Origin of the sequence: Bilophila sp. 4_1_30, from assembly GCF_000224655.1 — a bacterium.
In the GTDB taxonomy this organism is placed as follows: domain Bacteria; phylum Desulfobacterota; class Desulfovibrionia; order Desulfovibrionales; family Desulfovibrionaceae; genus Bilophila; species Bilophila wadsworthia.
On sequence record NZ_JH114233.1, the window covers coordinates 95,630 to 120,958 of the forward strand.

Annotated in this window: 33 protein-coding genes and 1 pseudogene; 26 read left to right on the forward strand and 8 right to left on the reverse strand. The window is 59.8% G+C overall.

The window, feature by feature from the left end; genetic code table 11:
- From HMPREF0178_RS22045 to HMPREF0178_RS12570, 11 genes are all read left to right on the forward strand, one after another.
- The coding region (locus HMPREF0178_RS22045) for a hypothetical protein (RefSeq protein WP_232281271.1) at positions 1 to 391 on the forward strand (391 nt) is incomplete at its 5' end.
- Between the two features lie 2 nt (positions 392 to 393).
- Entirely contained in the window at positions 394 to 1,455 is a 1,062-nt protein-coding gene (locus HMPREF0178_RS12520; protein WP_009368414.1) for a hypothetical protein, read from the forward strand.
- An 11-nt stretch (positions 1,456 to 1,466) separates the two neighbouring features.
- A complete protein-coding gene (locus HMPREF0178_RS12525; protein ID WP_009368415.1) occupies positions 1,467 to 1,973 on the forward strand; it encodes a VRR-NUC domain-containing protein in 507 nt (168 codons plus the stop codon).
- Positions 1,954 to 2,229: a hypothetical protein gene (locus tag HMPREF0178_RS12530; RefSeq protein WP_009368416.1), complete on the forward strand. Its 276-nt coding sequence runs from the start codon at positions 1,954 to 1,956 to the stop codon at positions 2,227 to 2,229. The genes HMPREF0178_RS12525 and HMPREF0178_RS12530 overlap by 20 nt, the downstream gene beginning before the upstream one ends.
- 32 nt (positions 2,230 to 2,261) lie before the next feature.
- Complete coding sequence (locus HMPREF0178_RS12535; protein ID WP_232281300.1) at positions 2,262 to 2,540, forward strand: hypothetical protein; 279 nt, start codon at positions 2,262 to 2,264, stop codon at positions 2,538 to 2,540.
- A 285-nt stretch (positions 2,541 to 2,825) separates the two neighbouring features.
- On the forward strand, positions 2,826 to 3,212 hold the full coding sequence (locus HMPREF0178_RS12540; RefSeq protein ID WP_009368418.1) for a D-Ala-D-Ala carboxypeptidase family metallohydrolase: 387 nt from the start codon (positions 2,826 to 2,828) through the stop codon (positions 3,210 to 3,212).
- A gap of 11 nt (positions 3,213 to 3,223) precedes the next feature.
- On the forward strand, positions 3,224 to 3,502 hold the full coding sequence (locus HMPREF0178_RS12545) for an RNA-binding protein (protein WP_232281272.1): 279 nt from the start codon (positions 3,224 to 3,226) through the stop codon (positions 3,500 to 3,502).
- A 316-nt stretch (positions 3,503 to 3,818) separates the two neighbouring features.
- The gene (locus HMPREF0178_RS12555; protein WP_005027273.1) at positions 3,819 to 4,094 is read left to right on the forward strand and encodes a hypothetical protein; all 276 of its coding nucleotides are present in this window, start codon (positions 3,819 to 3,821) and stop codon (positions 4,092 to 4,094) included.
- 69 nt (positions 4,095 to 4,163) lie between these two features.
- The gene (locus HMPREF0178_RS12560; RefSeq protein ID WP_009368421.1) at positions 4,164 to 4,352 is read left to right on the forward strand and encodes a hypothetical protein; all 189 of its coding nucleotides are present in this window, start codon (positions 4,164 to 4,166) and stop codon (positions 4,350 to 4,352) included.
- Positions 4,352 to 5,053 (forward strand): phosphoadenosine phosphosulfate reductase family protein, encoded by a 702-nt coding sequence (locus HMPREF0178_RS12565; protein ID WP_009368422.1) that lies wholly within the window; start codon positions 4,352 to 4,354, stop codon positions 5,051 to 5,053. Before HMPREF0178_RS12560 ends, HMPREF0178_RS12565 begins: the two co-directional genes overlap by 1 nt.
- Entirely contained in the window at positions 5,019 to 5,687 is a 669-nt protein-coding gene (locus HMPREF0178_RS12570) for a hypothetical protein (protein ID WP_009368423.1), read from the forward strand. The genes HMPREF0178_RS12565 and HMPREF0178_RS12570 overlap by 35 nt, the downstream gene beginning before the upstream one ends.
- Here the strand turns inward: HMPREF0178_RS12570 and HMPREF0178_RS12575 are convergent.
- Positions 5,684 to 6,163 (reverse strand): ASCH domain-containing protein, encoded by a 480-nt coding sequence (locus tag HMPREF0178_RS12575; RefSeq protein WP_009368424.1) that lies wholly within the window; start codon positions 6,161 to 6,163, stop codon positions 5,684 to 5,686. The two genes, HMPREF0178_RS12570 and HMPREF0178_RS12575, sit on opposite strands and share 4 nt — an antisense overlap.
- 50 nt (positions 6,164 to 6,213) lie before the next feature.
- Between HMPREF0178_RS12575 and HMPREF0178_RS23045 the strand changes: the two are divergent.
- From HMPREF0178_RS23045 to HMPREF0178_RS12590, 4 genes and pseudogenes are all read left to right on the forward strand, one after another.
- Positions 6,214 to 6,336 (forward strand): annotated as a pseudogene (locus tag HMPREF0178_RS23045) (HGGxSTG domain-containing protein); the annotation flags it as partial.
- A 72-nt stretch (positions 6,337 to 6,408) separates the two neighbouring features.
- The gene (locus HMPREF0178_RS12580; RefSeq protein ID WP_039959049.1) at positions 6,409 to 6,849 is read left to right on the forward strand and encodes a hypothetical protein; all 441 of its coding nucleotides are present in this window, start codon (positions 6,409 to 6,411) and stop codon (positions 6,847 to 6,849) included.
- The gene (locus HMPREF0178_RS12585) at positions 6,830 to 8,248 is read left to right on the forward strand and encodes a hypothetical protein (RefSeq protein WP_009368426.1); all 1,419 of its coding nucleotides are present in this window, start codon (positions 6,830 to 6,832) and stop codon (positions 8,246 to 8,248) included. Before HMPREF0178_RS12580 ends, HMPREF0178_RS12585 begins: the two co-directional genes overlap by 20 nt.
- Positions 8,249 to 8,257: 9 nt before the next feature.
- A complete protein-coding gene (locus tag HMPREF0178_RS12590; protein ID WP_009368427.1) occupies positions 8,258 to 9,517 on the forward strand; it encodes a DUF4055 domain-containing protein in 1,260 nt (419 codons plus the stop codon).
- 155 nt (positions 9,518 to 9,672) lie between these two features.
- Here the strand turns inward: HMPREF0178_RS12590 and HMPREF0178_RS12595 are convergent, their stop codons facing one another.
- The 3 genes from HMPREF0178_RS12595 to HMPREF0178_RS12605 are packed head-to-tail and all read right to left on the reverse strand — an operon-like array spanning position 9,673 to position 14,043.
- Positions 9,673 to 11,094, reverse strand: a complete 1,422-nt coding sequence (locus HMPREF0178_RS12595; RefSeq protein ID WP_009368428.1) for an outer membrane homotrimeric porin — start codon at positions 11,092 to 11,094, stop codon at positions 9,673 to 9,675.
- A 14-nt stretch (positions 11,095 to 11,108) separates the two neighbouring features.
- Positions 11,109 to 12,341: a nitrate/nitrite transporter gene (locus HMPREF0178_RS12600; RefSeq protein ID WP_009368429.1), complete on the reverse strand. Its 1,233-nt coding sequence runs from the start codon at positions 12,339 to 12,341 to the stop codon at positions 11,109 to 11,111.
- A 28-nt stretch (positions 12,342 to 12,369) separates the two neighbouring features.
- Entirely contained in the window at positions 12,370 to 14,043 is a 1,674-nt protein-coding gene (locus HMPREF0178_RS12605) for an amidohydrolase (RefSeq protein WP_009368430.1), read from the reverse strand.
- A gap of 169 nt (positions 14,044 to 14,212) precedes the next feature.
- Here HMPREF0178_RS12605 and HMPREF0178_RS12610 point away from each other — a divergent pair, with 169 nt between their 5' ends.
- From HMPREF0178_RS12610 to HMPREF0178_RS12620, 3 genes are read left to right on the forward strand one after another with little or no spacing between them, the layout of a single operon-like run.
- Positions 14,213 to 14,869, forward strand: coding sequence for a response regulator transcription factor (locus tag HMPREF0178_RS12610; RefSeq protein ID WP_009368431.1), 657 nt, complete (start codon positions 14,213 to 14,215; stop codon positions 14,867 to 14,869).
- A gap of 3 nt (positions 14,870 to 14,872) precedes the next feature.
- Positions 14,873 to 16,459: an ABC transporter substrate-binding protein gene (locus tag HMPREF0178_RS12615; RefSeq protein WP_009368432.1), complete on the forward strand. Its 1,587-nt coding sequence runs from the start codon at positions 14,873 to 14,875 to the stop codon at positions 16,457 to 16,459.
- The gene (locus HMPREF0178_RS12620; protein ID WP_009368433.1) at positions 16,456 to 18,300 is read left to right on the forward strand and encodes an ATP-binding protein; all 1,845 of its coding nucleotides are present in this window, start codon (positions 16,456 to 16,458) and stop codon (positions 18,298 to 18,300) included. The genes HMPREF0178_RS12615 and HMPREF0178_RS12620 overlap by 4 nt, the downstream gene beginning before the upstream one ends.
- A gap of 12 nt (positions 18,301 to 18,312) precedes the next feature.
- On the opposite strand, the gene HMPREF0178_RS12625 is transcribed toward HMPREF0178_RS12620, so the two are convergent.
- From HMPREF0178_RS12625 to HMPREF0178_RS12640, 4 genes are read right to left on the reverse strand one after another with little or no spacing between them, the layout of a single operon-like run.
- Entirely contained in the window at positions 18,313 to 18,609 is a 297-nt protein-coding gene (locus HMPREF0178_RS12625; RefSeq protein ID WP_009368434.1) for a type II toxin-antitoxin system HicB family antitoxin, read from the reverse strand.
- Between the two features lie 2 nt (positions 18,610 to 18,611).
- On the reverse strand, positions 18,612 to 18,914 hold the full coding sequence (locus HMPREF0178_RS12630) for a HigA family addiction module antitoxin (RefSeq protein ID WP_009368435.1): 303 nt from the start codon (positions 18,912 to 18,914) through the stop codon (positions 18,612 to 18,614).
- 11 nt (positions 18,915 to 18,925) lie between these two features.
- On the reverse strand, positions 18,926 to 19,264 hold the full coding sequence (locus HMPREF0178_RS12635; protein ID WP_009368436.1) for a type II toxin-antitoxin system HicB family antitoxin: 339 nt from the start codon (positions 19,262 to 19,264) through the stop codon (positions 18,926 to 18,928).
- Positions 19,261 to 19,515 carry a type II toxin-antitoxin system HicA family toxin gene (locus HMPREF0178_RS12640; RefSeq protein WP_009368437.1) on the reverse strand — a complete coding sequence of 85 codons (255 nt, stop codon included), beginning with the start codon at positions 19,513 to 19,515 and terminating at the stop codon, positions 19,261 to 19,263. Before HMPREF0178_RS12640 ends, HMPREF0178_RS12635 begins: the two co-directional genes overlap by 4 nt.
- 202 nt (positions 19,516 to 19,717) lie before the next feature.
- Here HMPREF0178_RS12640 and HMPREF0178_RS12645 point away from each other — a divergent pair, with 202 nt between their 5' ends.
- From HMPREF0178_RS12645 to HMPREF0178_RS12680, 8 genes are all read left to right on the forward strand, one after another.
- Positions 19,718 to 20,509 (forward strand): DUF6651 domain-containing protein, encoded by a 792-nt coding sequence (locus tag HMPREF0178_RS12645; RefSeq protein ID WP_009368438.1) that lies wholly within the window; start codon positions 19,718 to 19,720, stop codon positions 20,507 to 20,509.
- Between the two features lie 24 nt (positions 20,510 to 20,533).
- A complete protein-coding gene (locus tag HMPREF0178_RS12650) occupies positions 20,534 to 21,661 on the forward strand; it encodes a P22 phage major capsid protein family protein (protein ID WP_009368439.1) in 1,128 nt (375 codons plus the stop codon).
- 8 nt (positions 21,662 to 21,669) lie between these two features.
- Entirely contained in the window at positions 21,670 to 21,975 is a 306-nt protein-coding gene (locus HMPREF0178_RS12655) for a hypothetical protein (protein WP_009368440.1), read from the forward strand.
- Between the two features lie 143 nt (positions 21,976 to 22,118).
- A complete protein-coding gene (locus HMPREF0178_RS12660; protein WP_009368441.1) occupies positions 22,119 to 22,631 on the forward strand; it encodes a DnaT-like ssDNA-binding protein in 513 nt (170 codons plus the stop codon).
- A complete protein-coding gene (locus tag HMPREF0178_RS12665) occupies positions 22,628 to 22,996 on the forward strand; it encodes a hypothetical protein (RefSeq protein WP_009368442.1) in 369 nt (122 codons plus the stop codon). The genes HMPREF0178_RS12660 and HMPREF0178_RS12665 overlap by 4 nt, the downstream gene beginning before the upstream one ends.
- A 2-nt stretch (positions 22,997 to 22,998) precedes the next feature.
- Positions 22,999 to 23,481: a hypothetical protein gene (locus HMPREF0178_RS12670; protein ID WP_009368443.1), complete on the forward strand. Its 483-nt coding sequence runs from the start codon at positions 22,999 to 23,001 to the stop codon at positions 23,479 to 23,481.
- Positions 23,481 to 23,918, forward strand: coding sequence for a hypothetical protein (locus tag HMPREF0178_RS12675; protein WP_009368444.1), 438 nt, complete (start codon positions 23,481 to 23,483; stop codon positions 23,916 to 23,918). Before HMPREF0178_RS12670 ends, HMPREF0178_RS12675 begins: the two co-directional genes overlap by 1 nt.
- Positions 23,915 to 25,312, forward strand: a complete 1,398-nt coding sequence (locus HMPREF0178_RS12680) for a hypothetical protein (RefSeq protein WP_009368445.1) — start codon at positions 23,915 to 23,917, stop codon at positions 25,310 to 25,312. The genes HMPREF0178_RS12675 and HMPREF0178_RS12680 overlap by 4 nt, the downstream gene beginning before the upstream one ends.
- The last annotated feature ends 17 nt before the right edge of the window (positions 25,313 to 25,329 follow it).

Consider the following 25,329-nt stretch of genomic DNA (forward strand, 5'->3'; position numbering starts at 1 on the left):
GCCACATCACCCGCACGCCGAAGATCACGGGCAAGGGGCAAATCTACTTCATCAACCTGTTCAAGCGGCTGGTGGAGTCATGAACATCCGTTGCCGCCACCGTATTCCTTCACCCGAAGCCGTGGGATTCCTTACGGCGGAAGGCCTCAGGGAAGCCGCCGCACAATATCCGTATTTGCGGCCCTGCAAGAAGCATAGCTGGAACTGGCTGTATCGGAAGGCCTGCGCGAAGTGTGGAGATAGAATTGAAGTGCCGCTTGAAGGTTCAGAACACGAAAAAGGCCCGGTGGGGAAACACCGGGCCAAGGAGGATGAAAACATGCGAGTTATTCATCAAAACGTTGAAAACAGTATGCCCGCAACCGGGCCTGCCGTCAAGGGAAAGGTGTGAATATGGGCGGCTATTTCAAGGTCTGGCGCAAGATTGAGGACTCGAAGTCGTGGAGCCGGGGCGCGCTGTATCGTGGGCTGATGATCACACTTCTCCAGAAGGCGAACTGGAAGCAAGGATACTTTCACGGGCAGGAAATCCTGCCTGGTCAGCTTGCCTGTTCCGGGGCTTTGCTGGCGAGCGAGCTTGACCTGTCGCGGTATCAGGTGATGCGGATGCTGGCGACGCTTGAGGACGACGGCTTCATCTCGCGCAAGACTTTCGGAAAAGTATGCACGTTGATTACCGTCGTGAATTGGCAGTTATACCAGTCCACTACGGAAGAGGCCGCACAGCAGCCGCACAACGGGCGCACAAGCGGCGCACAGGTTCCGCACACGATAGAAGAAGGGAAGAAAGCAAGAAAAGAAATCCCTTCTGCATCCGCCGATGCAGCGGAGGAGGCTTCCCTCCCGGGAAAGGAAAGGCGGGAAGACACGGTTCCAGCTTCCGTACACGTTACGGACAACCCACCCACAACGAGCGCTGCCGCACCCGCTACCGGGGAAAGGCCCGCACCTGAACCGGCGTATCGGACGGCGACCAAACGTGTACTCACGGGGCAGCGGCTGGCGTGGTTCAACCGCGTATGGGACGCCTTCGGCTACAAGCGCAACAAGGCCGAGGCTGCGGACGTCTTTATCGACATTGAGGGGCTGTCCGAGCCCTTAGTGGCCGCCATATGCCGGGCGGCCCAACAGGAAGCGGCACGCAGGCCCGACCTCATGGCGCGGGGCAAAACGCCGAAGATGCTGACGGGCTGGCTGTCCGGGCGGCGATGGGAGGACGAGGCGGACGCACCGCCCCCGCTTGTGCCGGTTGCGGCCCGTGGCCCTCTGCTTGGCGATCCCGTCATCGACATACCGACACAGGCGCAGCGCGAAGAAGGCTGGAAGGCGGGCTTGTCGTTCATGAAGAAATGGCGGCATGGCGTGAGGCCGGACAATCAGGCCGGACAGTTTGACCGCCGGAAGCCGCTGCCCATTCCGGCGAATTTCAGGAGCGTCCTGCAACGGGCGCTGTAGGAGAACGGCTTATGACATGGAGCGCTTCCAACGAACCTGCCCCCGTCCGGCGCGCACCGGCGAAGCGGGCCCCGTGCCCTCCCGAGTCGGAAGAGCAGAAAGCCCTGTTCGACTGGTGGCAGCGAACGCCGTATGCCCGGCACTTCGTCATGTACCACATCCCGAACGGCGGACGCCGGGACAAGCTCACCGGGGCACGGTTGAAGGCCGAGGGCGTGGTGGCGGGCGTCCCCGACGTGTTCCTTGCCTCGCCCCGGCAGGGGTTCCACGGGCTGTACATCGAGATGAAGCGCCAGCGCGGGGGGACGGTTCAGGCCACGCAGAAGGAGCTGATCACAGCGCTCCGTCAGGCCGGGTACCGCGTCGAGGTCTGCAAGGGCTGGTGGGAGGCGCGGGAAGTCATCGAAAACTATCTGACCGGGGAAATCCCCAAAGGAGCGTCCAGGCGTGTCGAGCCAGCAGCGAACCAGCAGCCCCTCACGGATCGTCGAGGTCGTTGTGCCGTTCAGGGAAGATGAAAGCTTTGTAGACAGACTGGCCCGCACCAATGACGCTCTCGGCAGGGCTATCCACGCGCAGCTCCCCGCGTGGAACGTCAAGCGCGACGAGATCGCCGTATTCGGGCCACAACGGGCGCATCGCAACGGAAGCGTCTCGTATGTCTACCGGCTGGTCGAGGACCGCAAACCGCTGTTCGGCAAGGGTAAGAGGCCGGAACGGGGGCTCATGAAGCACAACGTATGGAAACAGGAAACGGAAGCCGCCGCTTTCTAGGCTGGCGAAAGGTGGGGGATGTCGTGGAATTGATGGAAGCGGAGTTGATTCTTGGCAACGGCAGCGTGCAGGCCGGGCGCGGCCTGATGGCGGCGTTGGCGAAGCGCATGGGCGAGGCTCGGGAGAAGCACCCGTGGCCTGAGCACGCGGATGGCGAATATCAAGCCCTCGGCGTCGTGGGGGAAGAATACCACGAGTTGGTGATCGCCGTGGAGAAGGAGACGCCCGAACGGATGCGGGACGAGGCCCTTGATGTCGCGGTGACGGCCCTTCGCATGTGGGCGGGGGAGCATGAAAGGAGAGGAGCGTGAGCGCATTCGACAACGAGAACAGACCGGGACGTCCGCGAAAGTGTCCTCCTTGTCCGTTGTGCGGACGGGATGAGATGCGGAGTTACGGTTCGCATATCTTCGGGCACATGAGTACTCGATTCTGTGGGTGTCAACATTGCCAATATACCGACGTTTGGGTCGAGCCTGTGAACGGCGGGCACGGCTACTGGAAGAAAGCCGCGCGAGGAAAAAACCTTCCAACAACCCCTTGAACCCTCATCCCCTTGAAATGGTATGCTCCTGACCAAAAATCAGGAGTTTTTTATGGCTGTTCTTCCCTTGCGTCACTTCTCCCCGGTCGAGTTCCGCTGCAAATGCGGGTGCGGCACGGGCATGGAGAAGATGGACGCCGACCTGCTCCAGATGCTCGATGAGGCCCGCGATCTGGCGGGCATCCCGTTCCCCCTTTCTTCCGCCTACCGCTGCCCCAAACACAACAGGGCGGTCGGCGGTGTGCCCACCTCAGCGCACACTCGCGGCTACGCTGTGGATATCCGCTGCGTGGATTCCCATTCCCGTTTCGCCATGCTGCAAGCCCTGCTTGAGGCCGGGTTCCGGCGCGTCGAGCTGGCTCCGACGTGGATCCATGTGGACAACGACCCCGACAAGCCGCGCGACGTGGCCTTTTACCAGCATGGAGGCAAGTACTGATGGAAGCGACCGTGATTGATTTCATCTTTTCGACCTTGATGAGCCTTTCCGCGCAGTACCCCGACGCGGCGTGGCTCGCCGTCGCCCTGAGCGTGGTCATGACCGTGTGCGGCCTGTGCGCCGTAGCCACCGTCTGGATGCCCGTGCCCAAGGAAACGGTGGGGCTTTATGCCGTCTTCTACCGCTGGGTCCATGCCCTTGCCGCGCACTTCGGGCAGAACAAGGGTGCCGTGGCGGACGGCAAGTCCGAAACCGTGAAGGCCGAAGTCAAGGCCGTGACGGGGAAGTGATGTGCGGGCCGTCCTTGAGTTCCTTTCATCGCTCGCCGGGCTCCTCAAGCTGTGGCTGCGTCAACGGTACGGTGAACGCCGCGAGGCTGATCGCACTGCTGTTCGTGATGATGCTGGCGGCGAGTGGGTGCGCTCGATGGGCGGAACCGACAGCCGCGACAAGCCCGGCTCCGCTGACGCCGGGGGCCGTCGTGACGGGTGAGTGGTCCTACTCCTACCGGGGCGAGACGTTCACCGAGCCAGGCGAGTGGGTGCACCTGCCCGCAGGCGAGGCCGGGAACTTGCTTCTGTGGATCAAGAGCGTTGAGGAGGCGCAATGAGCGACGACATGCAGATGTTGCGGGATCTCGGCGAAGTGAAGGCCGAACTGTCTGCGGTCAAGGCCGAACTTGCCGGACTGCGCGAGCGTATCGACGATGTGGTCATTTCAAACCTGCGTGACCACGGCAAGCGCATGTCCATGCTCGAAACCCGCGTTGCCGCGCTTGAAGCCGCCGAAAACCGCCGGGCCGGGGGCATGGCCGCACTCGTGGCTGTAGCGGCTGCGGCAGGAGCGGCCGGGAACGTCCTTTCGCGCTGGATCGCGGGATAAGCGGCTCACATATTTCGGCTGAGGCAATCCCCAATTTTGGGAAACGATGTCATGGAAAGGAGCAATACCATGCCCAAGATGAACCCCAATTCCACGGTATCCCGGATCAACAGCCTTACCGGTGCTGGCCGCCGCATTGCCCGGAACCGGAACTACGCCGTCGGCAATCAGGCCCGCGCCATGCGTTCCGCCGCCGTATTCAAGACGCAGATGTCGCCCACGCGGTTCAAGCGCGCCACCGGGACAGGCGGCCACTGATGTCGACCCGCCCGCTTTTTCGCACCGTCGAAACGGCGGCGGCCATCACCGACAGCGTCCTTGTCTCCTTCTCCGGGGGCAAAGATTCCGTCGTCACGCTGGACTTGTGCGTGAAGCACTTCCGGCATGTGGAGGGCTTCTTCATGTACTACGTGAAGGGGCTCTCCTTCCAGGAACAGATCTGCCGCTACTATGAGGACAGGTACGGGCTTCCCATCCATCGGGTGCCCCACTTCGAACTTTCACAGTTCCTCCGCTACGGCCTATACCGCCCCACGGACTTCTCCGTGCCCGTCGTCAGCATCAGGGACGTCTACAACTACCTGCGGCTGAACACCGACATCTGGTGGATTGCGGCCGGGGAACGGATTGCGGACTCGGTATGGCGCCGGGCCATCATCAAGTCCTCGGGAACCATCGACGAAAAGCGGGGGCGCATCTATCCCGTGGCGGAATGGAGGAAAGAGGACGTGGTCGCCTACATCCGGCAGAACAAGCTCAAGGTCGGCGTCGAATCGCGCAAACTCGGCTTTTCGTTCGGCTCGTTACAGGCGCGGGAAGTCATCCCGGTGAAGCGGCATTTCCCCGCGGACTTTGCCAGAATCAGGGCGTGGTTCCCCTTCGTCGAAGCGGGGATCATCCACCATCAGCTCAAGGAGGAACGCCGTGGGCGGGAAACTCAGCAAGTACCAGAAGTTTGAAGTCGAGGTCATCAGCCGGGGCGAGATCCATGGAGCGGATTACAATCCGCGCGTCATTTCCGAAGACGCCCGCAAGCGGCTCAAGAGGATGCTGGCGAAGCACGGCCTTGTCCAGCCGCTTGTGTGGAACCGGAGGACCGGCAATCTCGTTTCGGGACATCAGCGGCTTTCACAGCTCGATCAGCTTGAGCGCTCCCAAGACTACGACCTGCAGGTGTCCGTGGTGGACGTCGACGAGCGAGAAGAGAAGCTCCTGAATGTCCAGCTCAACAACCCCTCCATGCAGGGCGACTGGGATATGGACAAGCTGAACGGGCTGGCTGGAGAAAACGGCATCGATCCTGAAGAGTTCGGGTTCTCCTCCGGCGACATCTCCGTCATGTTCGACGGCGACATGGGCGGGGCCTTCTCCGATACTGAAGAAGTGGCCGAAGCCAAGGATACCCTGCGCGAAATCAAGGCGCACCGGGCGGAATCGACAGAGAAGATGAAACGGGAGGCCAGCGGCGAGTTCTATTTCACCGTCGTCTGCGAAAACGAAGGCCAGAAGAAAGCCATGCTCAAGGCTCTGGGCGTCCCCCATTGGGAAGCCTTTGTACATGGCTCTCAGCTGGCCGGGCTGCTGGGCGTCTAGACGAGCCCCTGCTGCTCAAGGAATTCTTCCAGCGTCAGCGGGTCGTCTTCGTCTTTCCAGCGCAGCCCCTGCTGGTACATATAATCGCAATGATCCTCATACCCATCCGGCAGGCGCTTCAAGAGGGCATCGTCCACCTCAAAGAAGTTGAGCTTGCCCTTCACCGGGAAGGGGATGACCTCATAGAGCGGTTTGACATGCCAGGCAAAGCCCTTGAGCGCGTCCTCCACGTCATCGTCGAACAGCATGGCCGCAGGCACGTCGGCCTTGGTCATGGGGAGCACATCAACAAGTTCGACCACGCCGAGCCCCATCCCGCCGGGGGCGATGAGCCCGTCGTTGATCGGGTAATCCCCCTTGCTCGAACAGATCAACAGCGGCCCACGGTAATTGCAGCGCCATGTCCGGCACTCCACAGATTTTCCTCCGCCGGCGAGAAACGATGCCCAAGGCTGCCTGACCGAAATAGCTTTCATACGCGACTCCTCTTTTGAGTTTTGCGCCAGTATAGCATCCCGTCGCGGCGATGCAACGAAAAAAGCAAAGGAACGACCCCGTGCAATGCACAGCCAAATCGAAACGCTCAGGCGAGCAATGCAGGAACCATGCGGTAAAGGGAAAAACAAAGTGCCGTATTCACGGAGGCGCAAACGACGGCCCTCCAAAGGGCAATAAAAACGCTCTGAAACATGGCGCATATGAGGCCATATCGCTGGAAACCATGACGGAAGAGGAGATCGCCTACGCCAATGCGGTCACGCTGAATCCGTGCGAAACCCTCCGCGAGCAGCTCAAGACGCTCCGCGTCAAGGAAGCGCGCATCGCCAAACGCCTGAAAAAGGCCAAGGACGACATGGAAAACGTGGGCAGGGACGACGGGACGGGCAGGAAGATCCCCGCAATGGTGGTGCTGACGGGGACGCAGGGCAAACAGGCCGACGCCGAGGGGCGCGAGTCCACATCCCTTTCCACGGCCTCCGAAACGCAGGAGATGCACTACCTGCGGCTGGACGCTGCCCATTCGATGGTCCTCGAACAGATCCGCCGGGTTTCGGACAGCCTCGCCCGGATGGAAGGCGAAGGCGGCGAGGAAAGCAGGAACGGGGTTGCCATCGTCCTCGATTTGGGCGGCGGGAGGAGACATGAAGGCGACGGTAACTGACGGCATCCCCGTCCCCGTCTACCACGCGGAACCCACGCTTGCGCGGTTCCATGCCAGCGACGCCTTTTTCCGTGGAGTCCGCGGGCCTCTGGGCTCCGGGAAATCCGTCGGCTGCTGCGCCGAGGTCATGTCCCGCATCCTCCGCCAGAAGGCGTTCATGGGGCTCAGGCGGTCGCGGTGGGCGATCATCCGCAACACCTACGGCGAACTGAAGACGACCACCATCAAGACATGGATGGACTGGTATGGGGCGGTAACGAAAATCTCCTACGGGCACCCCATCATGGGCCTTATCAACATGCCGCTTCAGGACGGGACGGCTGTACAGGCCGAGCTTGTCTTCATCAGCCTTGACCGCCCGGATCACGTCAAAAAGCTCAAGTCCCTTGAGCTGACGGGCGTATGGCTGAACGAAGCCAGCGAACTGCCGGAAGAGGTTCTGCAAATGGCGACCGGGCGCGTGAACCGCTATCCGAGCAAGATGCAGGGCGGGTTCTCGTGGACGGGCATCATCGCCGACACAAACTCATGCAACGTCGACAACTGGTGGTACAGGCTCGCCGAGGAGGAACGCCCGGAAGGGTATGACTTTTTCGCCCAGCCCCCTGCTCTTCTCGTCGAAAAGGATGCCGAGGGAAAGCTCCAGTACCGGGAAAACCCGGAAGCGGAGAACATCGAAAACCACACGGCGGGGTACGGCTATTACTTCCTCCAGCTTCCCGGCAAGCATACGGAATGGGTCAACGTCTACGTCATGAACAGGTACGGGAGCAGCAACCCCGGAAACCTCGTCTACCCGGAATACGGCGACGGGAACCTGACGGGCGTTTCCTTCGATCCCGGCAGAGACGTCATATGGACCCACGACTTCAACTTCACGCCACTTTCCTCCGTAATCCTCCAGACGGACAAGGACGGAAACGTCTATGCCGTCGACGAAATCGTGCTCTCTTCCGCCGTGGCGAAACAGGCGGCCGTCGAGTTCTGCGAACGGTACGCGGGGTTCAGGGGCATCGTTTATCTTTACGGGGACGCCAGCGGGCATGTGGGCGAAAAGCACGGGCACGCGAGCGACTACGTAACCCTCGAACAGGAACTGAGGCGCAACGGGTTCCGGGTTCAACAGAAGGTGCCCCGCACCAATCCCGCGATCAAGGACGGGCAAGCCAGCCTCAACGCCAAGATCTGCGACGCCATGAACGTCCGTTCCTTTTTCGTGAACAAGGGGAAATGCCCGATGCTGCACAAGGGCCTTTCCACGCTGAAGCTCAAGGGCGGCAGCACGTTTCAGGAAGAGGACGCCGAGTACCAGCATATTACCACCGCCGTCCGGTATTACACGGCGGTCGAATTCCCCATCAAGAAACGCGAAATCTTCTTCGGAAGCTCGCACGGATAAGGAGCGACAATGAACAGCAGTTACGAGCAGAAACACCCGCTGTACGCGGCATCCTCCACCAAGCGCCGGAAGGCGATGGATCTCTACGAAGGAGGGGAACGGATCGAGGGGAACAGGGCCTACCTGACGCGCCACACCTACGAATCGGACAAGCAATACGACATCCGGGCGAGCCGGGCCACCTACCGCAACTTCGCGGCCCCCATCGTGGACGTGTTCGCCAGCTTCATCAACGAGGGGCGGCCGGAGCGTATTTTGCCCGATGCCCTCCGCCCCATCGAGGCGGACGCCGACAGGTACGGCATGACCGCCGACGCCTTCTTCGCGGACGTGACCCGGCTCGCGGCGGCAGGCGGGGCGCGGTTCGTCATCGTGGACATGGAACAAAAGAAAGGGGAAACCGTGGCGGAGGACAGGGCCAGCGGTCGCCGTATGGTGCCCTACTTCACCTCCATCAGCCCCGACGACGTGTGGGACTGGGGGATGGACGCCAAGGGCCTCGCGTGGGCGGTCGTCCACAGCGAAGAGATGGAGCACCCCGCAGCCTTCGCCGCCCCGCTCCGCTACGAAACCCTGACCGTCTGGACGCGGGACTCGTGGACTCGCTACCGCCGCCCGATGAAGGACAAGGAGAACACCGAGTACACCATTGCCGAGGACGGCGAGCGCAGGCACGGGCTCGGCGCCGTGCCGCTGGTGCCGTTCCTGTTCGAGCCGACCTCCCCCATGACCGGGCTCCCCGCCACGGACGACGTGCTGTCCCTGATCCTGCGCATCTACAGGCGGGACTCGGAACTCGACAAGATGCTGTTCGACCGGGCCGTCCCTCTGCTCAATGTGGGCGGCGTAAGCCAGGAGCATTGGGACACGTTCGTGGTTGCCAGTTCCAACGCCCTCATGAGTACGGAACCGGGCGGCATCACCGCGCAGTACGTGGAGCCGTCGGGTACCGCGTTTCAGGCGCAGGCCGAAGCCCTTGCCCGCGACGAGGCCAGCGTGCGGGAAATCGCCCTTCGTATGGTCCGTCCACAGTCCGCCGTGGGAGAGTCCGCCGAGTCCAAGGCCATCGACAAAACACAGCTCGACACGCAGCTTGCCAGCTTCGCCCGGCGCAGCGGCAGCGCGGAAGCCCTCTGCTGGAAGCTCGCCGCCCGGTGGCTTGGAGCTAAGGAGGACGGGATCGAGGCGAAATACAACGAGTCGTATGATGTGGGCGAGGCGACGGTGAAGATCAAGGGGCAGACGCCCGCGAAGGAAGGCCAAGGGTGACGCGAAAGCCCCGGCAGTGTGGGCTGACCGGGGCTTTCATCGCCTGAAACGGGGGATTTTATACATTGTGACATTATCTGGGGTTCGGCGAAAACTCAGTGAACCCAAAGAAAAACTCGGCGCCTCCTTTTTTTGTCATGAAATACACGAAGCTTTTAAAAAGTATAAATCATAGACAACGTACACTTGAAATTATTCTTGTTCGCTTCGTAGCCCACACTGTTTTTCCATAGAGCTTCATCCATATCCAGCCGAATATATCCCAGTTCCCAGTATAAGGAGAGATTTTCGTAAATCTTGTATGACGAGTCCACATTGACCTCGAACGCTTTATCCTCTGTAGTCAGATAAAGCATACTGTACATAGTGTCCTGTGGGTTGGTGACGGACTTTTCCCGAACCATTTGCGTATTATTGGTACCTTGATAGTATACTACCCGAACTGTATGCTTGAGGTCCTCCAAGAAGGAAATATCGGAAAGTTGCGCCATGACCGCCCATGTGCCAGACAACCCGTACCCCATAGTCTGGGCCGCGCCGCCATAGTAGGTTCCGTCAAATCCGTAGGAGGTCACATACACATCAGGATCGAGAGACGGCATGCGTTCCGATCCGTTCCACGGGTTGGCGTCGTCCCCGGAAGCATACCAAAACAACAGACCCGGCGTGACGTTCTCCATCTTGTATTCAGCGAGAAAAGCCGCATACCAGCCGGAACGCTTCAGATCGAGCTTCCTTCCGTTTACGGGTGCGGAGCCGATATCCACACTGCCATAAGCCGCGTCGAAAGCGAAACGGAAGGGATCCAGTACGGTCAATTCGGAAGCGACGCCGCCAAACCATGCGTCCCCGTGGGCATCGTCAGACAGGGACACGATGGAGGGTGTAGCAAGCTGGGGCAGGAGGCCCGCCGCTGCCACTTCCAAGTCGCCCGCGCTGCCGTGCAGGCTATCGCGGCCGATGATGCCGTACATCCCCCAAGGGATAACCTTAAGTCCTTCAAGCGACAGAGGTAGCGTGACGCCGATGAAATCCATCGCATCATGGGGGTCCCTCTTCCCCGTTTCCTCGGATGCGTTGTCGTTGCCCGGACGGATCCAGAACAATGTGCCTTCCACGTTTTCAGAAAAGCGGTTGGAAATGGATATGCCTGCCCCATCACCATCAAGTATAGGCGATCCCGTGCCTGTAAACGTCGGGAGAGTATACGGCTGAAGCCCTATACGAACCCTCGCCTCGGTTTTGGGGACACTCCAATCAACATAGCTCCAGCTCACCTTGACCTGCTTTCCGTCCGTACCGAGGGATGCGCCATCCTTGGAGACACCCCAGTTCTGGTGTCCGACTTCAAGAAAAACCACGCCCTTGAGGGATTCCGAGACAACCGCTTCAATAGTGGTGCGCAACCGGCTGGCGGCTTTGAAGTTGTCATCGCCATTTCCTTTGGTGAAATTGCGGTCAGCCCAAGAAAGACGGTGCTGGGACAGGCCTTTGACTTTGAAGTCCACGGCTTGCGCTGCCGTCGTGGTACTCAGAATAAGCCCGGCGGCGAAGAAAAGTGCTATAAGTCGCTTCATGTTACTTTCCTTGATTAAGCGTTTCTTATGGCCTTGCCACGCCGATAGATAAGCAGGCTTACAATCGAGCCGATGAGGCTGATCATTGCGAGGAAATAAAAGATAATCCTGTACCCTTCGTTACCGTAGACATCGAGCCAGTGTCCGAACAGGGGCGAGAAAATGCCGTCGGGCAGGTAACCGAGCAAACTGATCACGCTGACCGAGATGCCGGTGTACTGCGGTGGAATGCGTACTTCTTCCATACAGGAGAACATGATAGTGTACACCACCAGCCCAAAGAAGCTGAACATCATGGTGAGTAGGATGATCACAGTGCTGGAGGTGCCCGCAGGCAGACGGAGAAGCACGAACAGCATCCCTATGAGGAGAAGGAAGCACACCATGAGGATCTTGGCGGTGGATCCTATCTTGTCTGAAATATAGCCGCTAAAGGGCCCGGTCAGAATGCGGAGGCCGAAAGCCCGGATAGTGCCGAGTATGGCCCCGAAGGTGATGGATACGCCGAGTACGTTCGTCGTATAAGGCGTCATATAGGCGATACCGATGTACATGCCGTAGCCGCAGAAGATCAGAATGACCATCATCCATACGGCGGGGAGCTTCATAACCGTAAGCGCGCTCTTGAAGGGATTCTCCTCCGGGACGCTGACGTTCTGGTTGTACTCAGTCTTGTCGTCGACAAACATGGCCACGGCGATCAACGCGAGCACCGCGATGACGGCCTGTCCGTACAGCATATAGTGGAACCCCTGAATCCGGTCGTCGACGCTGGAATAAAGTGCCGCCCCCGCAAAGCCGATAAGGGAAGAGAAGATGCCAGTAGCCCCATAGAAGGTACCGAACATGCGCCCCTGCTCCTCTTTGCTTCCCGTGTCACGGACGGCCTTGATGAGCGTCGGCCACTGGATCATGTTGGCGGAAACGGCGAGCAGCGCCCAGATGAGCAGCGCCATCACATACGATGTGTGTACGGCGAAAATCGTATTGAGAGCGGCCATCATCGCCAGCGAGATGATCAGAAGCTTCTTCGGCGATCCGCGGTCGGCCAACACTCCGCCGGGTATGTACAACAGCATCCCCACGCCGGTGAAAATTGTCATGAGCAGGCCAAGCTCATTGTTGGTGGCCTGTGTAGCTTCACGGATGACATCATAAAATTTAATATGCACATAGGGGAGCGCCATTGAGGCGGAAAAAGTGATTCCCAGAGCCAACAGGCGCATGTATTTGGTAAAGTTCGTCATGACAGTCCTTTTTCGGCCGAGGCCGCCGTTAGAGGGCACCGTAGGCGAGCACATCCCCCACGATAGTGGCCGCTATTTCAATGTCCTTAAGATACATGGGATCGACAGCAAGCGGGTTTTCGTCGAGAACGACAAAATCCGCGAATTTACCCGGTTCGATGCTGCCTTTGACTCCCTCTTCAAAACCCTGCCGAGCGGCATTGATGGTGATGCCCTTGAGCGCTTCCAAAACAGGGATGCCCTGTTCGGCCTTGCCGAGATCCCGCCCCCCATAACTGAGGCGGTTGACAGCCGACCAGACTAGAAGGAGGGGATCGATGGGAGTGACGAAGGTGTCGTTATGGAGGGTAAAGGGGAGGTTACAGCGCAGGGCGTCGCCCGCCGGACTCATGCGTACGGCGCGTTCCGGCCCCATAAAGATAGCGTAATGCCGATCCCCCCAGAAATAGGTATGGGTAATGAAGAATGACGGTATCGCCTCGAGGCGGGACATGCGTTCAATCTGATCGGGCCGTGCCATCTGGCTATGGATGACGATGAACCGGGTATCGCCGCGAGGAGACTGGCGCTGCGCTTCCTCATAGGCGTCGAGGGCTGCATCGATGGCAGCGTCACCGTTGCAGTGGACCGCGATCTGGTGTCCATTACTGTGCAAATCGATAATGCGCTGCCGAAGCCACTTTAAGTCGTTGGACGGATATCCCACATATCCGGGTTTGCCTTCCGGTGTCTTATGGTAGGGTTGGCTCAAAAAGCCTGTATACGCCTGAATGGAGCCATCTGCTGATAGCTTTGTGGCCCCCATGACGAGCTTACCTTCTTCGTCCAACGGTGTGCCGGAAGGAACATCCGGAAACACGCGCCCATACTCTTCAAGGCTGATGTCCTGCCCGAGCGGGTAGAGGACAAGGCGGAGTTTGAGGGTACGCCTCTTCAAGGCTTCGCCCATGAGCGGAAACCAGTTTGGATCAGCTACCCACCCCTCTTGTGCCGTGGTGCATCCCTTGGCAAGGTACATGTCGGAGCCCGCCGACAAAGTGTCGAGAAACTGATCCTGATCCAGCTGAGGCACTAACGCCAGCACGGGACAGTGGCTTGCCTCGATTACGCCGGAGGGCTCTCCTGAGGCGGAACGCCGGATCACGACATTCTCGGGATCAGGCGTGTCGCGCGTAATCCCTGCCAAGCGCAGTGCCGCCGAGTTCGCCGCTGTGACCCAGCCAGAAATATGCTGGATGACGATGGGATGCTTGGTGCTGACGGTATCCAGATCTACCCGTGTCGGGTGGCGCATTTCCTTGATCATGGTGTCGTCATACCCCCAACCGACGATCCATCCCCCTTCGGGGGTCCTCCCTGCACGCTCGCCAAGCAACCGGAGCATATCTTCAATGGATTCCACAGGCCCAAGAGGCTTGCTGTTGATATTGACCCATGGAGTCCGGGCCGCGTTGTCGATGAAATGGCTGTGCGCGTCGATGAAGCCGGGTAGCATGGTCCTGCCACGCAGATCGACGAAGCGGGATTCCGCGTCACACAGCGCCTTCATGTCGGACAGAGCGCCCACACCGATGATGACGCCCCCAGCCACGGCCACGGCTTCAGCCTCAGGCTGTGCGGGATTCATCGTCAGAATGGTTCCATTGCCGTAAACTGTATCCGCAATCTGCGGAACCGCGCCTGTGCCTTCTCGTATTGCCATAACGATCCTCCTTGTGGAAAACGGTACAGGGGAGTTCGGTCATGGAACACTCTACGGACGACAGTTCTCCCGGACAATCCGGCCCGCACCTTAGAGATGAAGGATAAACACCGTATTGTTTCGGAAAAGATTTCGGCTTATCTAAGAGGGGAACCGACGGAGGTGCTCCATGTCCGTATCCATCGTTATCGCGGAGGATCACGCCCTGTTCCGCAGTGGCCTGAAACAGCTTCTTCTGTTGGGAGAAGGGCTGGAAGTCATCGGTGAAGCTGGAGACGGTTTTGAAGCCGTGAACATGACCGTGGCCAGCCGTCCGGATCTGTTGCTGCTCGATCTGTCCATGCCGGGCAGGGACGGCCTGGAGGTCATCGCGCATGTCCGCAAAGAATGCCCCGACACCCGCATCCTCATCATTTCCATGCACGCCACTTCCATGCACATCCGCGCGGCTTTCAAGGCTGGCGCGCACGGCTATCTCCTCAAAACGGCGGACCGCCAGGAATTCCTCTTTGCCATCCAGTCCGTGCTCCGGGGCAATCGGTATGTCAGCACGGAACTGACTGGTACCATGATCGACTGGTGCGTAGGAGAACAAACGGAAGAGATAGCATCTCCCTTAGATCAGCTCACCCAGCGGGAACGCGAGATTCTCAAACTCGTGGCCGAAGGCTGTTCCAACAAGGAAATCGCCGCCCGCCTAAGCGTCGCCGAGAAAACAGTCGTCACCCACAGGACGAATTTCATGCGTAAGCTGGGGCTGCGCAATGTCCGTGAAGTCACGATGTTTGCTCTGGAATGCGGCCTTATCGATATGAAAAGACGGTGAACAATGCGCAGTATGCTCTGGGCGCTGTGCTGCGCCGCATTCCTTTGGGCGTTTTCCTGCCCCGCCTCCGCCGCCGGCATAAAGGAAATCGTCGTTGCCATCGAATCCACGCCCCCCCATTTCAATCCCGCGCTGTTGTCGGGGAGCACGGTAGCAACTGTGGGAGCCCAGATCTATGCTGGCCTGACAAGGGTGGACGCGGCGGGAAACGCCGTGCCCTACCTCGCGAAATCATGGAAAGCCAGCCCGGACGGACGCAGTGTCCGTTTCGAGCTGAGGGAAAACGCGTTCTTTCATGATGGCCACCCTATCACGTCGGGCGACGTCGCCTATTCCATCCTTATGAGCCGCGAGTACCATCCTTTCCGGCCAATGCTCGAATCCGTGACGCGTGTGGATACGCCATCCCCGCACACCGTTATAGTCCGGCTCTCCCGCCCGTTTCCCCTGCTGCCGAAAGTGCTCGTGCCGGCGCTGGTGCCTATTCTTCCTCGGCACGTATTCGATAACGGGCACCCTTTCCCCACACATCCCGCCAACAAGAAAGCCGTCGGATCGGGCCCGTTCATGCTGGAATCCTTTACCCCGGATCGCTCCATCCGGCTTGTGCGGAACCCTCGCTTTTTTCTGCCAGATAGACCGATTGCGAACAGACTGACGTTCCGCATTTTCTGGGATCAAGGAGAAATCCCTCTTGCCCTTGCCTCCGGAGAGGTGGACGTATACCTCTTCGCCTCGTGCATTCAGTTGCGGCGTTTCCTCGATGACTACAAATTCGCGCCGCTTACCGTCCTGCCGCTGGGCAATCTCCATCCGTACACAGTCCTTTCCTACAACCTGCGTCAGAAGCCTTTCTCCGATCGCAAGGTGCGGCGGGCCTTCGCGCTCGCCATCGACAGAAACTTCCTTGCGGAGCGCCTCCTGCATGGCATGGTGAAGCCTTTGTCAGGTCCCTTCCCTCCGGGGGCACCTTTCTATACGCCGCTCCCCGCGCCGCACGATATTGCGGAAGCCAACCGTCTGCTCGACGAGGCAGGCTACCCGCGCGGCAAAGATGGTAAACGTTTCTCCATTATTGTGGACTATTCGCCGGATTCCCCCCTGCCCCGCGAACTTTTGCGCCTGCTTCAGTACGAACTCGCCGCACGGCTTGGCATCGAAGTCCGCACACGCGACTCGGAAAGTGTTTCCGATTGGATGCACCATGTCGTGACCGGAGACTATCAGGTAGTGCTGGACGAATTATTCGCTTGGTATGATCCAGTGATTGGGATTCACCGCCTCTACAGCAAGAACAACAGTGACCGGGGGATCGTGTGGACGAATTCTGGGGGATACGCCAACGATACGGTTGAGACACTGATGCAACAAGCCACTGAGGAGGCCATCCCCCGCAGACGGCAAACCTTATACGATCGGTTGCAACGCGAACTTGTCGAAGACAATGCCCTACTGTGGTTGACGACCAGCCCGTACGCGCTGGTTGCGCAACCGTCCCTGCGCCATCTGGAACAACTTGGGCTCGGGCTTATGTCCCCGCTAGATGGGATCGAGAAGGTGCCTTCCCTTTTTCTGGGAGGAAATCCATGAATCTGCTCCGCCACCCGTTGGGTCTTGCCAGCATGGCCAGTCTCCCTCTGCTCCTGTTTGCGACGGCGTTCGTACTGCTGGCTGGTGTGTTGCTATTCGCCTTCCGTGACATCAACGCCATGTTGGAACAAGCCGCCGAACAGAAAATCCCCGTCCTGACCCAGACGACCGCGCTTGTCCGCGAATGCGAATGGCTCCGCGGCATGATGTTCCGCTTGATGCAGACGGACAGCGAACTGGTGCGCGAAGCCATTATCATTACCCTAAAGGAACGTATTGATGAAGCAGGGGAAATGGCATCCCGGCTGGAAGCCATCGGGCTGTACAAGGATAAGGTGGAAAGCTTGAAGGAACAGCTCTCGTCGCTTGATGGAATCGCCTACGACGTGAACACTCTGATTACCAGATGGATCATATTGCGGGAACAGCGCCAGAATCAGGTCAAGAGCCTGCGATCGCTTTCGGAGGAACTCATCGCACTGGACGTTTCCGGGGTAGAGCAGCTGGAAGCGTGGAAGCAAGGAGCCTACAGAGTCCTCTCACTACTTCTCGTATTGAGCACGGACCTAGATGTGCCCTACGGCCTACGTGTGACCTCCGAGATGTACGAATGGGTACGCAACGTCAGGGCCGATCTGTCGCGTGTCCCGTCTACTCCGCATATCTCGGGGATGGTGGAAGCAGCCAATCACCTGTATGACAAACTCATCCTGTGCGCACAGGGCGAAAACGGCATTATCCCGTCATTCAAGCGCCAGCACGCCGTCTCACAGCAATTCGCCGCTTTGACCATCCGTATGGATGCACTGTCCGAATCTATCATGATCGTAGCGGGACAACTTATGGCACAGGCCAAAACCGACGCCGAGCACGCACGGGACGGCTTTTCCGAGCGGGTGTCCGGGCTTTCAGGGTTACTGTACGGCTTCGTCGTGCTGGTGCTGGCGGTCATCGCGGCGACCTATCTATACCTCGCACGTCACGTCATCCGGCCCGTCATTAGGCTCAACAACTGTATGCGTCTGCGAACACAGGGATTTTCTGCCAACATCCCATATGACGGAGCATGGGAAATCCGTGAGATGGCCCGATCCGTATTCTATTTCGTATCCGAGATAGAACACAGAGAGCACGAATTACGAGAATCCCACGCAGGGCTGGAAGAGCAAGTAGCAACCAGGACGGCAGAACTGAAACGCCTGTCCAACCGCTTGCTTCAGGCGCAAGAGGAGGAACGGTTCAAACTAGCGGCGGAACTGCACGACGACATTGGAGCAACAATGGGCGTGATCAAGTTCGGTATTGAACGGGCACTTTTGATGCTCGACAGGCCAGACGCCATCAAAGTGCAAGAACCGCTTAACGAGGCCGTCGATCTGGTCAAGGGGCTGGCGCGCCAGCTCCGGCGCATCCAAAATGAATTACGCCCGGCCCATATCGATGTAGGTCTGCTTACTTCGCTGGAATGGTTCTGCAAAGACTACCAAGGAGCGTATTCCCACTTGCGGCTGGATCTCGCCGCCGATGTGGACGAAAACGACATTCCCATGACGCTACGTATCGTGCTTTTCCGGGTTATTCAGGAAAGCCTGAACAATATCGCCAAACACAGCGGGGCAACATCCGTCAAGATCCGTCTGCAAAAACAAGGGAACACACTGAAAGTCAGCGTTACGGATAACGGCGTAGGCTTCGACATTACAGCGGCTATGGGAATGCAGGAAACGGGACGTGGCCTAAAAAGTATGCGGGAACGGGTGGAGCTAAGCGGAGGAACATTTATAATACGGAGCAAGCCCAATAAAGGTACCCAACTTACTGCCTGTTGGAAAATTAACTAGAAAATCGTATAGTTACAATCGGTTCAGGCTGACTCCCGCCTCTGCGGAGAGGATCGCAAGCTGACGGTGCATCTCAGGCGTCGTGCGGACGACAAAGTTCCCGGAAAACTTGCGAAGGGAAAGCGGCTCAGGGATCGGCTCCTTGTTCGCTTCCATGTCCTTCAACGTATCCGAGACAAGCCGGACGATTCCATGCAAGGCCGCGTCCTGTTCCTCTTCCAGCCATGACAAGCTGGGAAACTCGGCGCACAGCCCCACAAACTCCTGATCCTCTTCCGACCAAATGACGCGATAGGTATACTTTTCCATAGCTACTGAAGGGAAGCCTGTACAGCCCGATGCGGGATGATCCGCATGAACTCCTGCCCCTTTTCCCTTTTCAGAAGGCAGGCTTCATACTGCGCCTGCAAGTTGATCCACATCTCCATGTCAGTCCCGAAATACCGGGCCAGACGCATGGCTGTATCCGTGCTGACGCCGCGCTTTTCGTGCAGGATTTCATGAATCCGTGTGGCGGGGATGCCGAGGGCGATGGCAAGGGCATTCGCGCTCAAGCCGAGCGGGGCCATATATTCTTCGCGGAGAATTTCTCCGGGATGGATAGCAGCGCACATGTCTATCCTTCTCAAACCGCCTGCACGGACTGCTTCAGGCTGTCCACGATAAACTGATTGATACTCTTTCCCGAAGCAGAGGCGGCAATAGCGACAGACTGGTACGTCTCGGGATCGAGCCGCAAGGCAAAGCGTCCTGCCTGCTTCTTGGGGGCGATCCCCTTTTCCGCACAGACCTCCAGAAAGACTTCCAGCGAGATTTTACCTTCGCGCTTCAGCCCTTCCAAATCGGCGGCGTAAAAATCCGCCGCGCCGTTGAGTCCGACGAACTCACCCCGGAACATCTCGATTTCCGGGTCATAGGCAATGACGGCCTTGTAGCCGTCTTCAAATGTCATGACATTATTCATGGTTTCACTCCGTGGCCTTCCAGCCAGATACGTACGCTCGCAACCGCTCCTTTGTCCGTAGTCGGCGCAGGGTGCGGACGGTGAAACACTCTCACTTCCCCGAACAGCACCACAGCGATGCGAGAACCAGCACGTTCGCTTACTTCCGCGCCAAGCTCCACAAACAGGGCCTCAATATCCGCCCATCTGATGCTCCCCGAAACGGGGCGGGCGAATATCTGTTTCAGGGTCATCTGGTGTTTCTTTTTCATGTCCTTATGATATTATTTTTTGACATCATGTCAAGAGGTATTCTTTTCTCCCCGCACACAAAAACCTTCCAACAATCCCTTGCGGCGCATCCGGGGCACGGGTCTATACTCATGCCCAATTATGCGGGCCTGCCCGCCTATCATGGCGTGATGCCGAAGAATACCCCGGCGTGAAGCCCTAACCCGAACCGAGAAGGATACCATGAAACTCAAGCTCGACGAAAACGGCCATGTGGTGGTGAAGGACGGCTTCCCCGTGTGGGTTGCCGAAGACGGTGCGGAGATTGCGTATAACGTCCCCGACCTCGTGAACAAAATTTCCGCCGTCAACGCGGAATCCGCCGGGCGGCGCAAGGACATCGACGCCCTGACCAGCCAGCTCAAGGCGTTTGACGGCATTGACCCCGAAAAGGCCAAAACAGCCTTGGAAACCGTCGCCAACCTTGACGCCGGGAAGCTCATCGACGCGGGAAAGGTCGATGACCTCAAGATGGAAATCAAGAAGTCCTATGACGGAAAGATTTCCGATCTCGAAAAGGCCCTCGCCGACTCCAAGAAAGATTCCGCCGACAGGCTGGCCGCCAAGGAAGCCTCCATCCGTACGCTGCTGGTCAAGGGCATCTTCGATTCCAGCGCGTTCCTGAAGGACAAGACCGTGCTTCCCTCCGACGTGGCCTACGCCTCGTTCGGCAGGCATTTCGAGGTGAAAGAGGAAAACGGCGAGCTGCGCGTGGTCGCCACCATGAACGGCCAGCCCATTTTCAGCCGCTCCGATCCCGGCACCCTCGCCACGCCCGAAGAGGCGCTTGAGGCCATCATCGACAAATACCCCATGAAGGACCGCATCCTGAAGGCCCCGGACGGCGGCTCAGGTAGCCATCCCAATTCCGCGTATGTCCCCGGCGCAAAAGTCATCCCCAAGGGCGACATGAGTGCCTTCGGGGCCAACCTTGAAGCCATCGCCAAGGGCGAAGTAACCGTCGCGGCCCAGTAGCCGCACGCACCAAGAGGATTTCCCATGAACGATCTGTCCAAAGTCGTCGACAAGCTGCTCGCACAGGGCCTGCTCGCCCTGCGCGGCACCTGCGTTATGCCCCGCCTCGTGAATTCGGACTACAGCAACCTTGCCGCACAGCAGGGGGCCAGCATCGACGTGCCCATCCCTTCCGCGATCAAGGCGCAGGCGGTCACGCCGGGGGCCACTTCGCAGGACACGGGCGACATCAGCCCCGTGTCCGCCACCATCAAGCTCGACCGCTGGATGGAAGCGCCTTTCTACCTGACCGACAAAGACCTGATGGAGGCCAATCGCGGCGTTATCCCCATGCAGGCCAGCGAAGCGGTCAAGGCCATTGCCAACGACGTGAACGCCACTCTGCTCGGCTTGGGGCGCAAGTTCTACGGCATCGTCGGCACGCCCGGCACCACGCCCTTCTCCACCGTGGTCGACGCCACCAATGCCCGCAAGGTGCTGAACCGCCAGCTTGCCCCGGTCAACGACCGCCGCATCGTGCTGGATCCCGATGCCGAAGCAGCCGCGCTCGGCCTGTCCGGGTTCGCGGACGTGAGCAAGTCCGGCGACACGCGGCCCATCATCGACGGGACCATCGGGCGCAAGTACGGCTTCGACTGGGCGATGGACCAGCAGGTGCCCACCTTCGAGGCCAGCGTCATGACGGAAGGCGCGCTCACCGTGAACGGAGCGAACGAGGCCGGAGCGCAGGTGGTGAGCCTCGCCAAGGCCACCAACGCCGCCGGCCTCAAGGAAGGCGACATCCTGACCATTGCGGGCGACGGCCAGACTTATGTGGTTACGGAAGCCGTCTCGCTCGCCGTGGGCAACACCGCCGTGAAAATCTACCCCGGCCTCGCCAAGGCCACCACGGGCTCGGAAGCCGTCACGGTATCCGGTTCCCATGTGATGAACCTCGCCTTCCACCGCGACGCCATCGCCTTCGCCACCCGCCCGCTGATGGATTCCGCCAACGGCCTCGGCAACCTCATCCAGTCCGCCGTGGACCCGGTTTCCGGCCTGTCGCTCCGCCTGGAAGTCTCCCGCGAGCACAAGCGCACCCGGTTCAGCTATGACATCCTGTACGGCGCGGACGTGGTACGCCGGGAACTCGGCTGCCGCATCGCCGGGTAGGAGGCTCCATGCACATCAGAACAGTGAGGATCACGAGTACGGAAACGGTGAGCGGGTTCATCGTCATCAACGAGGCCGATTTCGATCCGTCGAAGCACCAGATCTGGAACTCGGAAGTCACGGCCGCTACGCCGGAGCCGAACGCAAACAAGTCTCTTGACCTGATGACGCTGGCGGAGCTGCGTGACCATGCCAAGGCGCACGGCATCGCCATCCCCGCGACGATCACAGCCAAGGCCGACGTGCTGGCCCATGTCCTCGCCGCCAGCGGAGCCCGCGTCGGCAGTGACGTCCCCGGGCAGCCGCAAGCGTAACCCCAACGGCAAGGAGACACCGCCATGACCTGCACCCCCAAGAAAAAGAAGCGCAAGGGCAAGTAACCCCGCGCTTCGACCGGGCGGGGGAATACCCTCCGCCCCCGCCCGGAACCCCAAAACGGGACTTCAAGGAGAAAACCATGCCCCTCATCGTTGAAGACGGCACCCTGCCCGCCGGGGCCAACAGCTTCGCCAGCGTTGCCGATGCCGACGCCTACCATGCCGCCCGGCTGATGGCCGCATGGACGGACGAACTGACGGAAGCCCAGAAGGAGGCCGCGCTGATCCGCTCCTCTGACTGGCTCAACCGCAAGGTCATGTGGAACGGGCGCAAGGCTTCCCGCTCGCAGCGCATGGCGTGGCCTCGGGCGGGCGTAAGCACGCAGGACGGGGAAATAGCCCCAGATGAAATTCCGGCGGAAGTCGTCGAGGCCTGCTGTGAGCTGGCGGGCTTCTTCGTCGAACAGGACTACCTCGCCCCGCTCGACCGGGGAGGGGACATCGCCAGCCTGAGCGTGGACGTGATCAGCATCGCCTACAACGGCACGGCCCCGGCGGAAACAGTATTCCCCTCGCTGTCCGGCCTGCTCGCCGGGCTCGGCACCGTCAGCACGGGCAAGGGCGGGGGCATCATGGAGGTCGGAAGAGGATGAGCGCATCCCTGTACGCCAGCGTGGGCAGGACCGCACGCCAGTTGATCAACAAGTTCGGCAAACGGATGATCTACCGTCAGAAGAAGGATGGACAGGTCTACAACGATCAGACCATGCGTTATGAGCCTTCAATCAAGGATACCCCGTTCAAGGGCATACGCAAGAACGCCAAAATCGAAGAAAACCCGGAGCTGCCCGTACAGCTTGGAGACTGCATCATCCTCGCCGCAGCCTCCGGCCTTCCCGTGCCCGCCGTCCCCGACCAGATCATCATGGACGGCGAAACATGGAGCGTCGTGGACTCCGCACCCGTGGCCCCGGGAGATGCTTTACTGGTCCACAACATCCTGATCCGCAGAGGGTAGCCGTGGATATTGCCGCCATCGAAAGCCGCCGCCAAGCCATCAAACGCCGCATGGCCGAACTCGACCGTCTGAGCACGTCCGACGCCCGCGCACTCGACAAGGCCATGGCGGAGATGTGCGCCCTGTATGCGGAATACGCCCGGAGTACCGTAGCGCTGGTGGCCTTTGAAGCCTACCGGACACTAGTGGAGCGCACCCCGGAAGATACGGGCCGGGCGCGGGCGTCATGGAACCTCGGCGCGGAACCGAGCGACGCCGTGCCTCCGGCGGGCGATTACCCCGAGTTCCGGGGCGACGTGTCGGCCGCCGTGGAACAAGCCATCGCCAAAGTGGGGGCCGACGCGGAATCGTTCAGCATCACAAACGATCTCGACTATATGCCTTTCCTTGAGGCCGGATGGTCCGAGCAGGCCCCCGCAGGCTTCATCGCCCTTACCTTCCGGGAAGCCGCGGAGCAGCTCGGGCAAATGGCGAGGGAAGCCTGATGTACGCGAGCCTCTTCGATCTCTACGCCGTGTTGGACGCCCTGCTCTTCCAGACAGTCGGTACCGACGCCCACATCCTTCCGATGGGGCAAAAGACCACGCCTTCACCCGATCAGGTGCTCCTTACCCGCAAGCTGAACATGGGCAAGAGCTTCCGTGGGGAACTCGGCGGGCCGGAAGCCCTCTCCAAGCGCGTGGGCGTCTATGTCGTCACGCTGTCCCTGCCCCCGGACATGCCCGTCCCCAAGGGCTACGCCTTACAGGGGCGCATCGAAAACGCCTTCCGCCGTACCGCCCTCCCCCTGCCTTCCGGCGGTGAACTCCGATGCGAGGAAACAACACTACAGGAACCCGGAACGGGGCAGGATGGGCGCTATATCCTGTCCGCCACCGTCGATCTGCACACCTTTTATACGACTCAGAGGAGCAAAACATGAGCGAAAACGCCTGCCCGAACGTCGCCCTTTCCCGCAACCAGAATATGTGGGTGGTGAAGGAGAGCGCGGACAAAACGCTCGAATTCCCAGCCGTGACCGACATTATCAACGTCACCGCCGATGTGTTCGCCAATCAGGAAATCCCCACCTCCGACAGTAAGGAAAAGGCGAATACGCTCAATAAACTGAACGTGTTCAACAGCAGTGCCAGCCCCGCCACAGCCAATTTCGGCATGTACCTGCGCCCCACCGCTCTGGATGCCCCCATGCAGGGAGACGCCCTCATACAGGCGCTTCAGGGCAAGTTGGCGGCACCCTTCACCGGAACCCTTGCCGATGCACTCACGGACAGTGACGTGCAGATTGCCGTCACCGTGACGTCGGGCCATGTCCCCCTACGCGGCGTCATCGAAGTGACCAGTACCCCATCCGGCAAGGAACTGATCCGCTACCGCAACGCCGTAAAAGACGCCGCCACCCCCGGCAAATGGCTCCTCTCCGAACTGACCAGAGGGTACAAGGGCACTACGGCGGCCTCCGGCGCATCCGGTGCCGCCGTCTCCCTGAAAAGCCGTACCTTCGTACAGGCCCTGTGCCGCCCCAACGTCTCCGTATGGATCGTCATCGACAAGACGCTGCAAGCTGTGCAGGGCTGCCACGTCACGGACGCCAGCATCTCCGTCACCAAGGAAAACGCCGTGGAGCTGACCGGAACCCTCACCGGACGCCGAGTCTTCAACGCCGGGCCTTCCGCTGTGGCAACTGAGGCGCAGGCTTCCGCGACTTCCATAGTTGTCGAGGACGCGAAGGTGTTTTTCGTGGGGCAGAAAATCCAGAACACCACCAAGTCGGACGACAATTCCGGCAAGGGCTACGCCGTGACCGCCGTGGACGAACGGACGAACACGCTGGCCGTCGCGCCCGGCATCTCCGGCGCATGGGCCGAGGACGACGTGGTGACGTGGTGGATGCCCTACGGCCCCGCCATCGGCGCGGAGATGGAGAATACCGATTCCGTTATCCGCATCGACGGGACAACCGGGAAAATGCGCTCCTGCACCATCAAGTTCTCCACCCCCACGGAGTTTACCGACGAACTTGGCGACCATTTCCCCGGCCAGCCCATCGACACCATGCGGGCCTCCAGCGTGGACTTTGAATACTACATGCGCAACGACGCCGCCAAACGGCTCAGGGAAGGCAGCGAAGGCAAGGAAGTCCGGTTCGACGCGGAGTTCGGCAGTGAGGAAGGCCGCAAGGTCGTCGTGGCCTGCCCCCGCATCAAGAACAAGATGCCCGCCATCAACGCCGATTCCGCGACCGTCACCCTTTCGCAATCCTCCGACATCCTCGGCGTGGCCCTCGAAGACGCCGTGGAAATCATCCTCGAATAGCTCCGGCTCCCGCCGCC

Coding starts and splice junctions, on each gene's coding strand:
- HMPREF0178_RS12520 (WP_009368414.1), top strand. CDS start 394: ATGGGCGGCTATTTCAAGGTCTGGCGCAAGATTGAGGACTCGAAGTCG.
- HMPREF0178_RS12525 (WP_009368415.1), top strand. CDS start 1,467: ATGACATGGAGCGCTTCCAACGAACCTGCCCCCGTCCGGCGCGCACCG.
- HMPREF0178_RS12535 (WP_232281300.1), top strand. CDS start 2,262: ATGGAAGCGGAGTTGATTCTTGGCAACGGCAGCGTGCAGGCCGGGCGC.
- HMPREF0178_RS12540 (WP_009368418.1), top strand. CDS start 2,826: ATGGCTGTTCTTCCCTTGCGTCACTTCTCCCCGGTCGAGTTCCGCTGC.
- HMPREF0178_RS12555 (WP_005027273.1), top strand. CDS start 3,819: ATGAGCGACGACATGCAGATGTTGCGGGATCTCGGCGAAGTGAAGGCC.
- HMPREF0178_RS12560 (WP_009368421.1), top strand. CDS start 4,164: ATGCCCAAGATGAACCCCAATTCCACGGTATCCCGGATCAACAGCCTT.
- HMPREF0178_RS12565 (WP_009368422.1), top strand. CDS start 4,352: ATGTCGACCCGCCCGCTTTTTCGCACCGTCGAAACGGCGGCGGCCATC.
- HMPREF0178_RS12575 (WP_009368424.1), bottom strand. CDS start 6,163: ATGAAAGCTATTTCGGTCAGGCAGCCTTGGGCATCGTTTCTCGCCGGC.
- HMPREF0178_RS12580 (WP_039959049.1), top strand. CDS start 6,409: ATGACGGAAGAGGAGATCGCCTACGCCAATGCGGTCACGCTGAATCCG.
- HMPREF0178_RS12585 (WP_009368426.1), top strand. CDS start 6,830: ATGAAGGCGACGGTAACTGACGGCATCCCCGTCCCCGTCTACCACGCG.
- HMPREF0178_RS12590 (WP_009368427.1), top strand. CDS start 8,258: ATGAACAGCAGTTACGAGCAGAAACACCCGCTGTACGCGGCATCCTCC.
- HMPREF0178_RS12595 (WP_009368428.1), bottom strand. CDS start 11,094: ATGAAGCGACTTATAGCACTTTTCTTCGCCGCCGGGCTTATTCTGAGT.
- HMPREF0178_RS12600 (WP_009368429.1), bottom strand. CDS start 12,341: ATGACGAACTTTACCAAATACATGCGCCTGTTGGCTCTGGGAATCACT.
- HMPREF0178_RS12605 (WP_009368430.1), bottom strand. CDS start 14,043: ATGGCAATACGAGAAGGCACAGGCGCGGTTCCGCAGATTGCGGATACA.
- HMPREF0178_RS12610 (WP_009368431.1), top strand. CDS start 14,213: ATGTCCGTATCCATCGTTATCGCGGAGGATCACGCCCTGTTCCGCAGT.
- HMPREF0178_RS12615 (WP_009368432.1), top strand. CDS start 14,873: ATGCGCAGTATGCTCTGGGCGCTGTGCTGCGCCGCATTCCTTTGGGCG.
- HMPREF0178_RS12620 (WP_009368433.1), top strand. CDS start 16,456: ATGAATCTGCTCCGCCACCCGTTGGGTCTTGCCAGCATGGCCAGTCTC.
- HMPREF0178_RS12625 (WP_009368434.1), bottom strand. CDS start 18,609: ATGGAAAAGTATACCTATCGCGTCATTTGGTCGGAAGAGGATCAGGAG.
- HMPREF0178_RS12630 (WP_009368435.1), bottom strand. CDS start 18,914: ATGTGCGCTGCTATCCATCCCGGAGAAATTCTCCGCGAAGAATATATG.
- HMPREF0178_RS12635 (WP_009368436.1), bottom strand. CDS start 19,264: ATGAATAATGTCATGACATTTGAAGACGGCTACAAGGCCGTCATTGCC.
- HMPREF0178_RS12640 (WP_009368437.1), bottom strand. CDS start 19,515: ATGAAAAAGAAACACCAGATGACCCTGAAACAGATATTCGCCCGCCCC.
- HMPREF0178_RS12645 (WP_009368438.1), top strand. CDS start 19,718: ATGAAACTCAAGCTCGACGAAAACGGCCATGTGGTGGTGAAGGACGGC.
- HMPREF0178_RS12650 (WP_009368439.1), top strand. CDS start 20,534: ATGAACGATCTGTCCAAAGTCGTCGACAAGCTGCTCGCACAGGGCCTG.
- HMPREF0178_RS12655 (WP_009368440.1), top strand. CDS start 21,670: ATGCACATCAGAACAGTGAGGATCACGAGTACGGAAACGGTGAGCGGG.
- HMPREF0178_RS12660 (WP_009368441.1), top strand. CDS start 22,119: ATGCCCCTCATCGTTGAAGACGGCACCCTGCCCGCCGGGGCCAACAGC.
- HMPREF0178_RS12665 (WP_009368442.1), top strand. CDS start 22,628: ATGAGCGCATCCCTGTACGCCAGCGTGGGCAGGACCGCACGCCAGTTG.
- HMPREF0178_RS12675 (WP_009368444.1), top strand. CDS start 23,481: ATGTACGCGAGCCTCTTCGATCTCTACGCCGTGTTGGACGCCCTGCTC.
- HMPREF0178_RS12680 (WP_009368445.1), top strand. CDS start 23,915: ATGAGCGAAAACGCCTGCCCGAACGTCGCCCTTTCCCGCAACCAGAAT.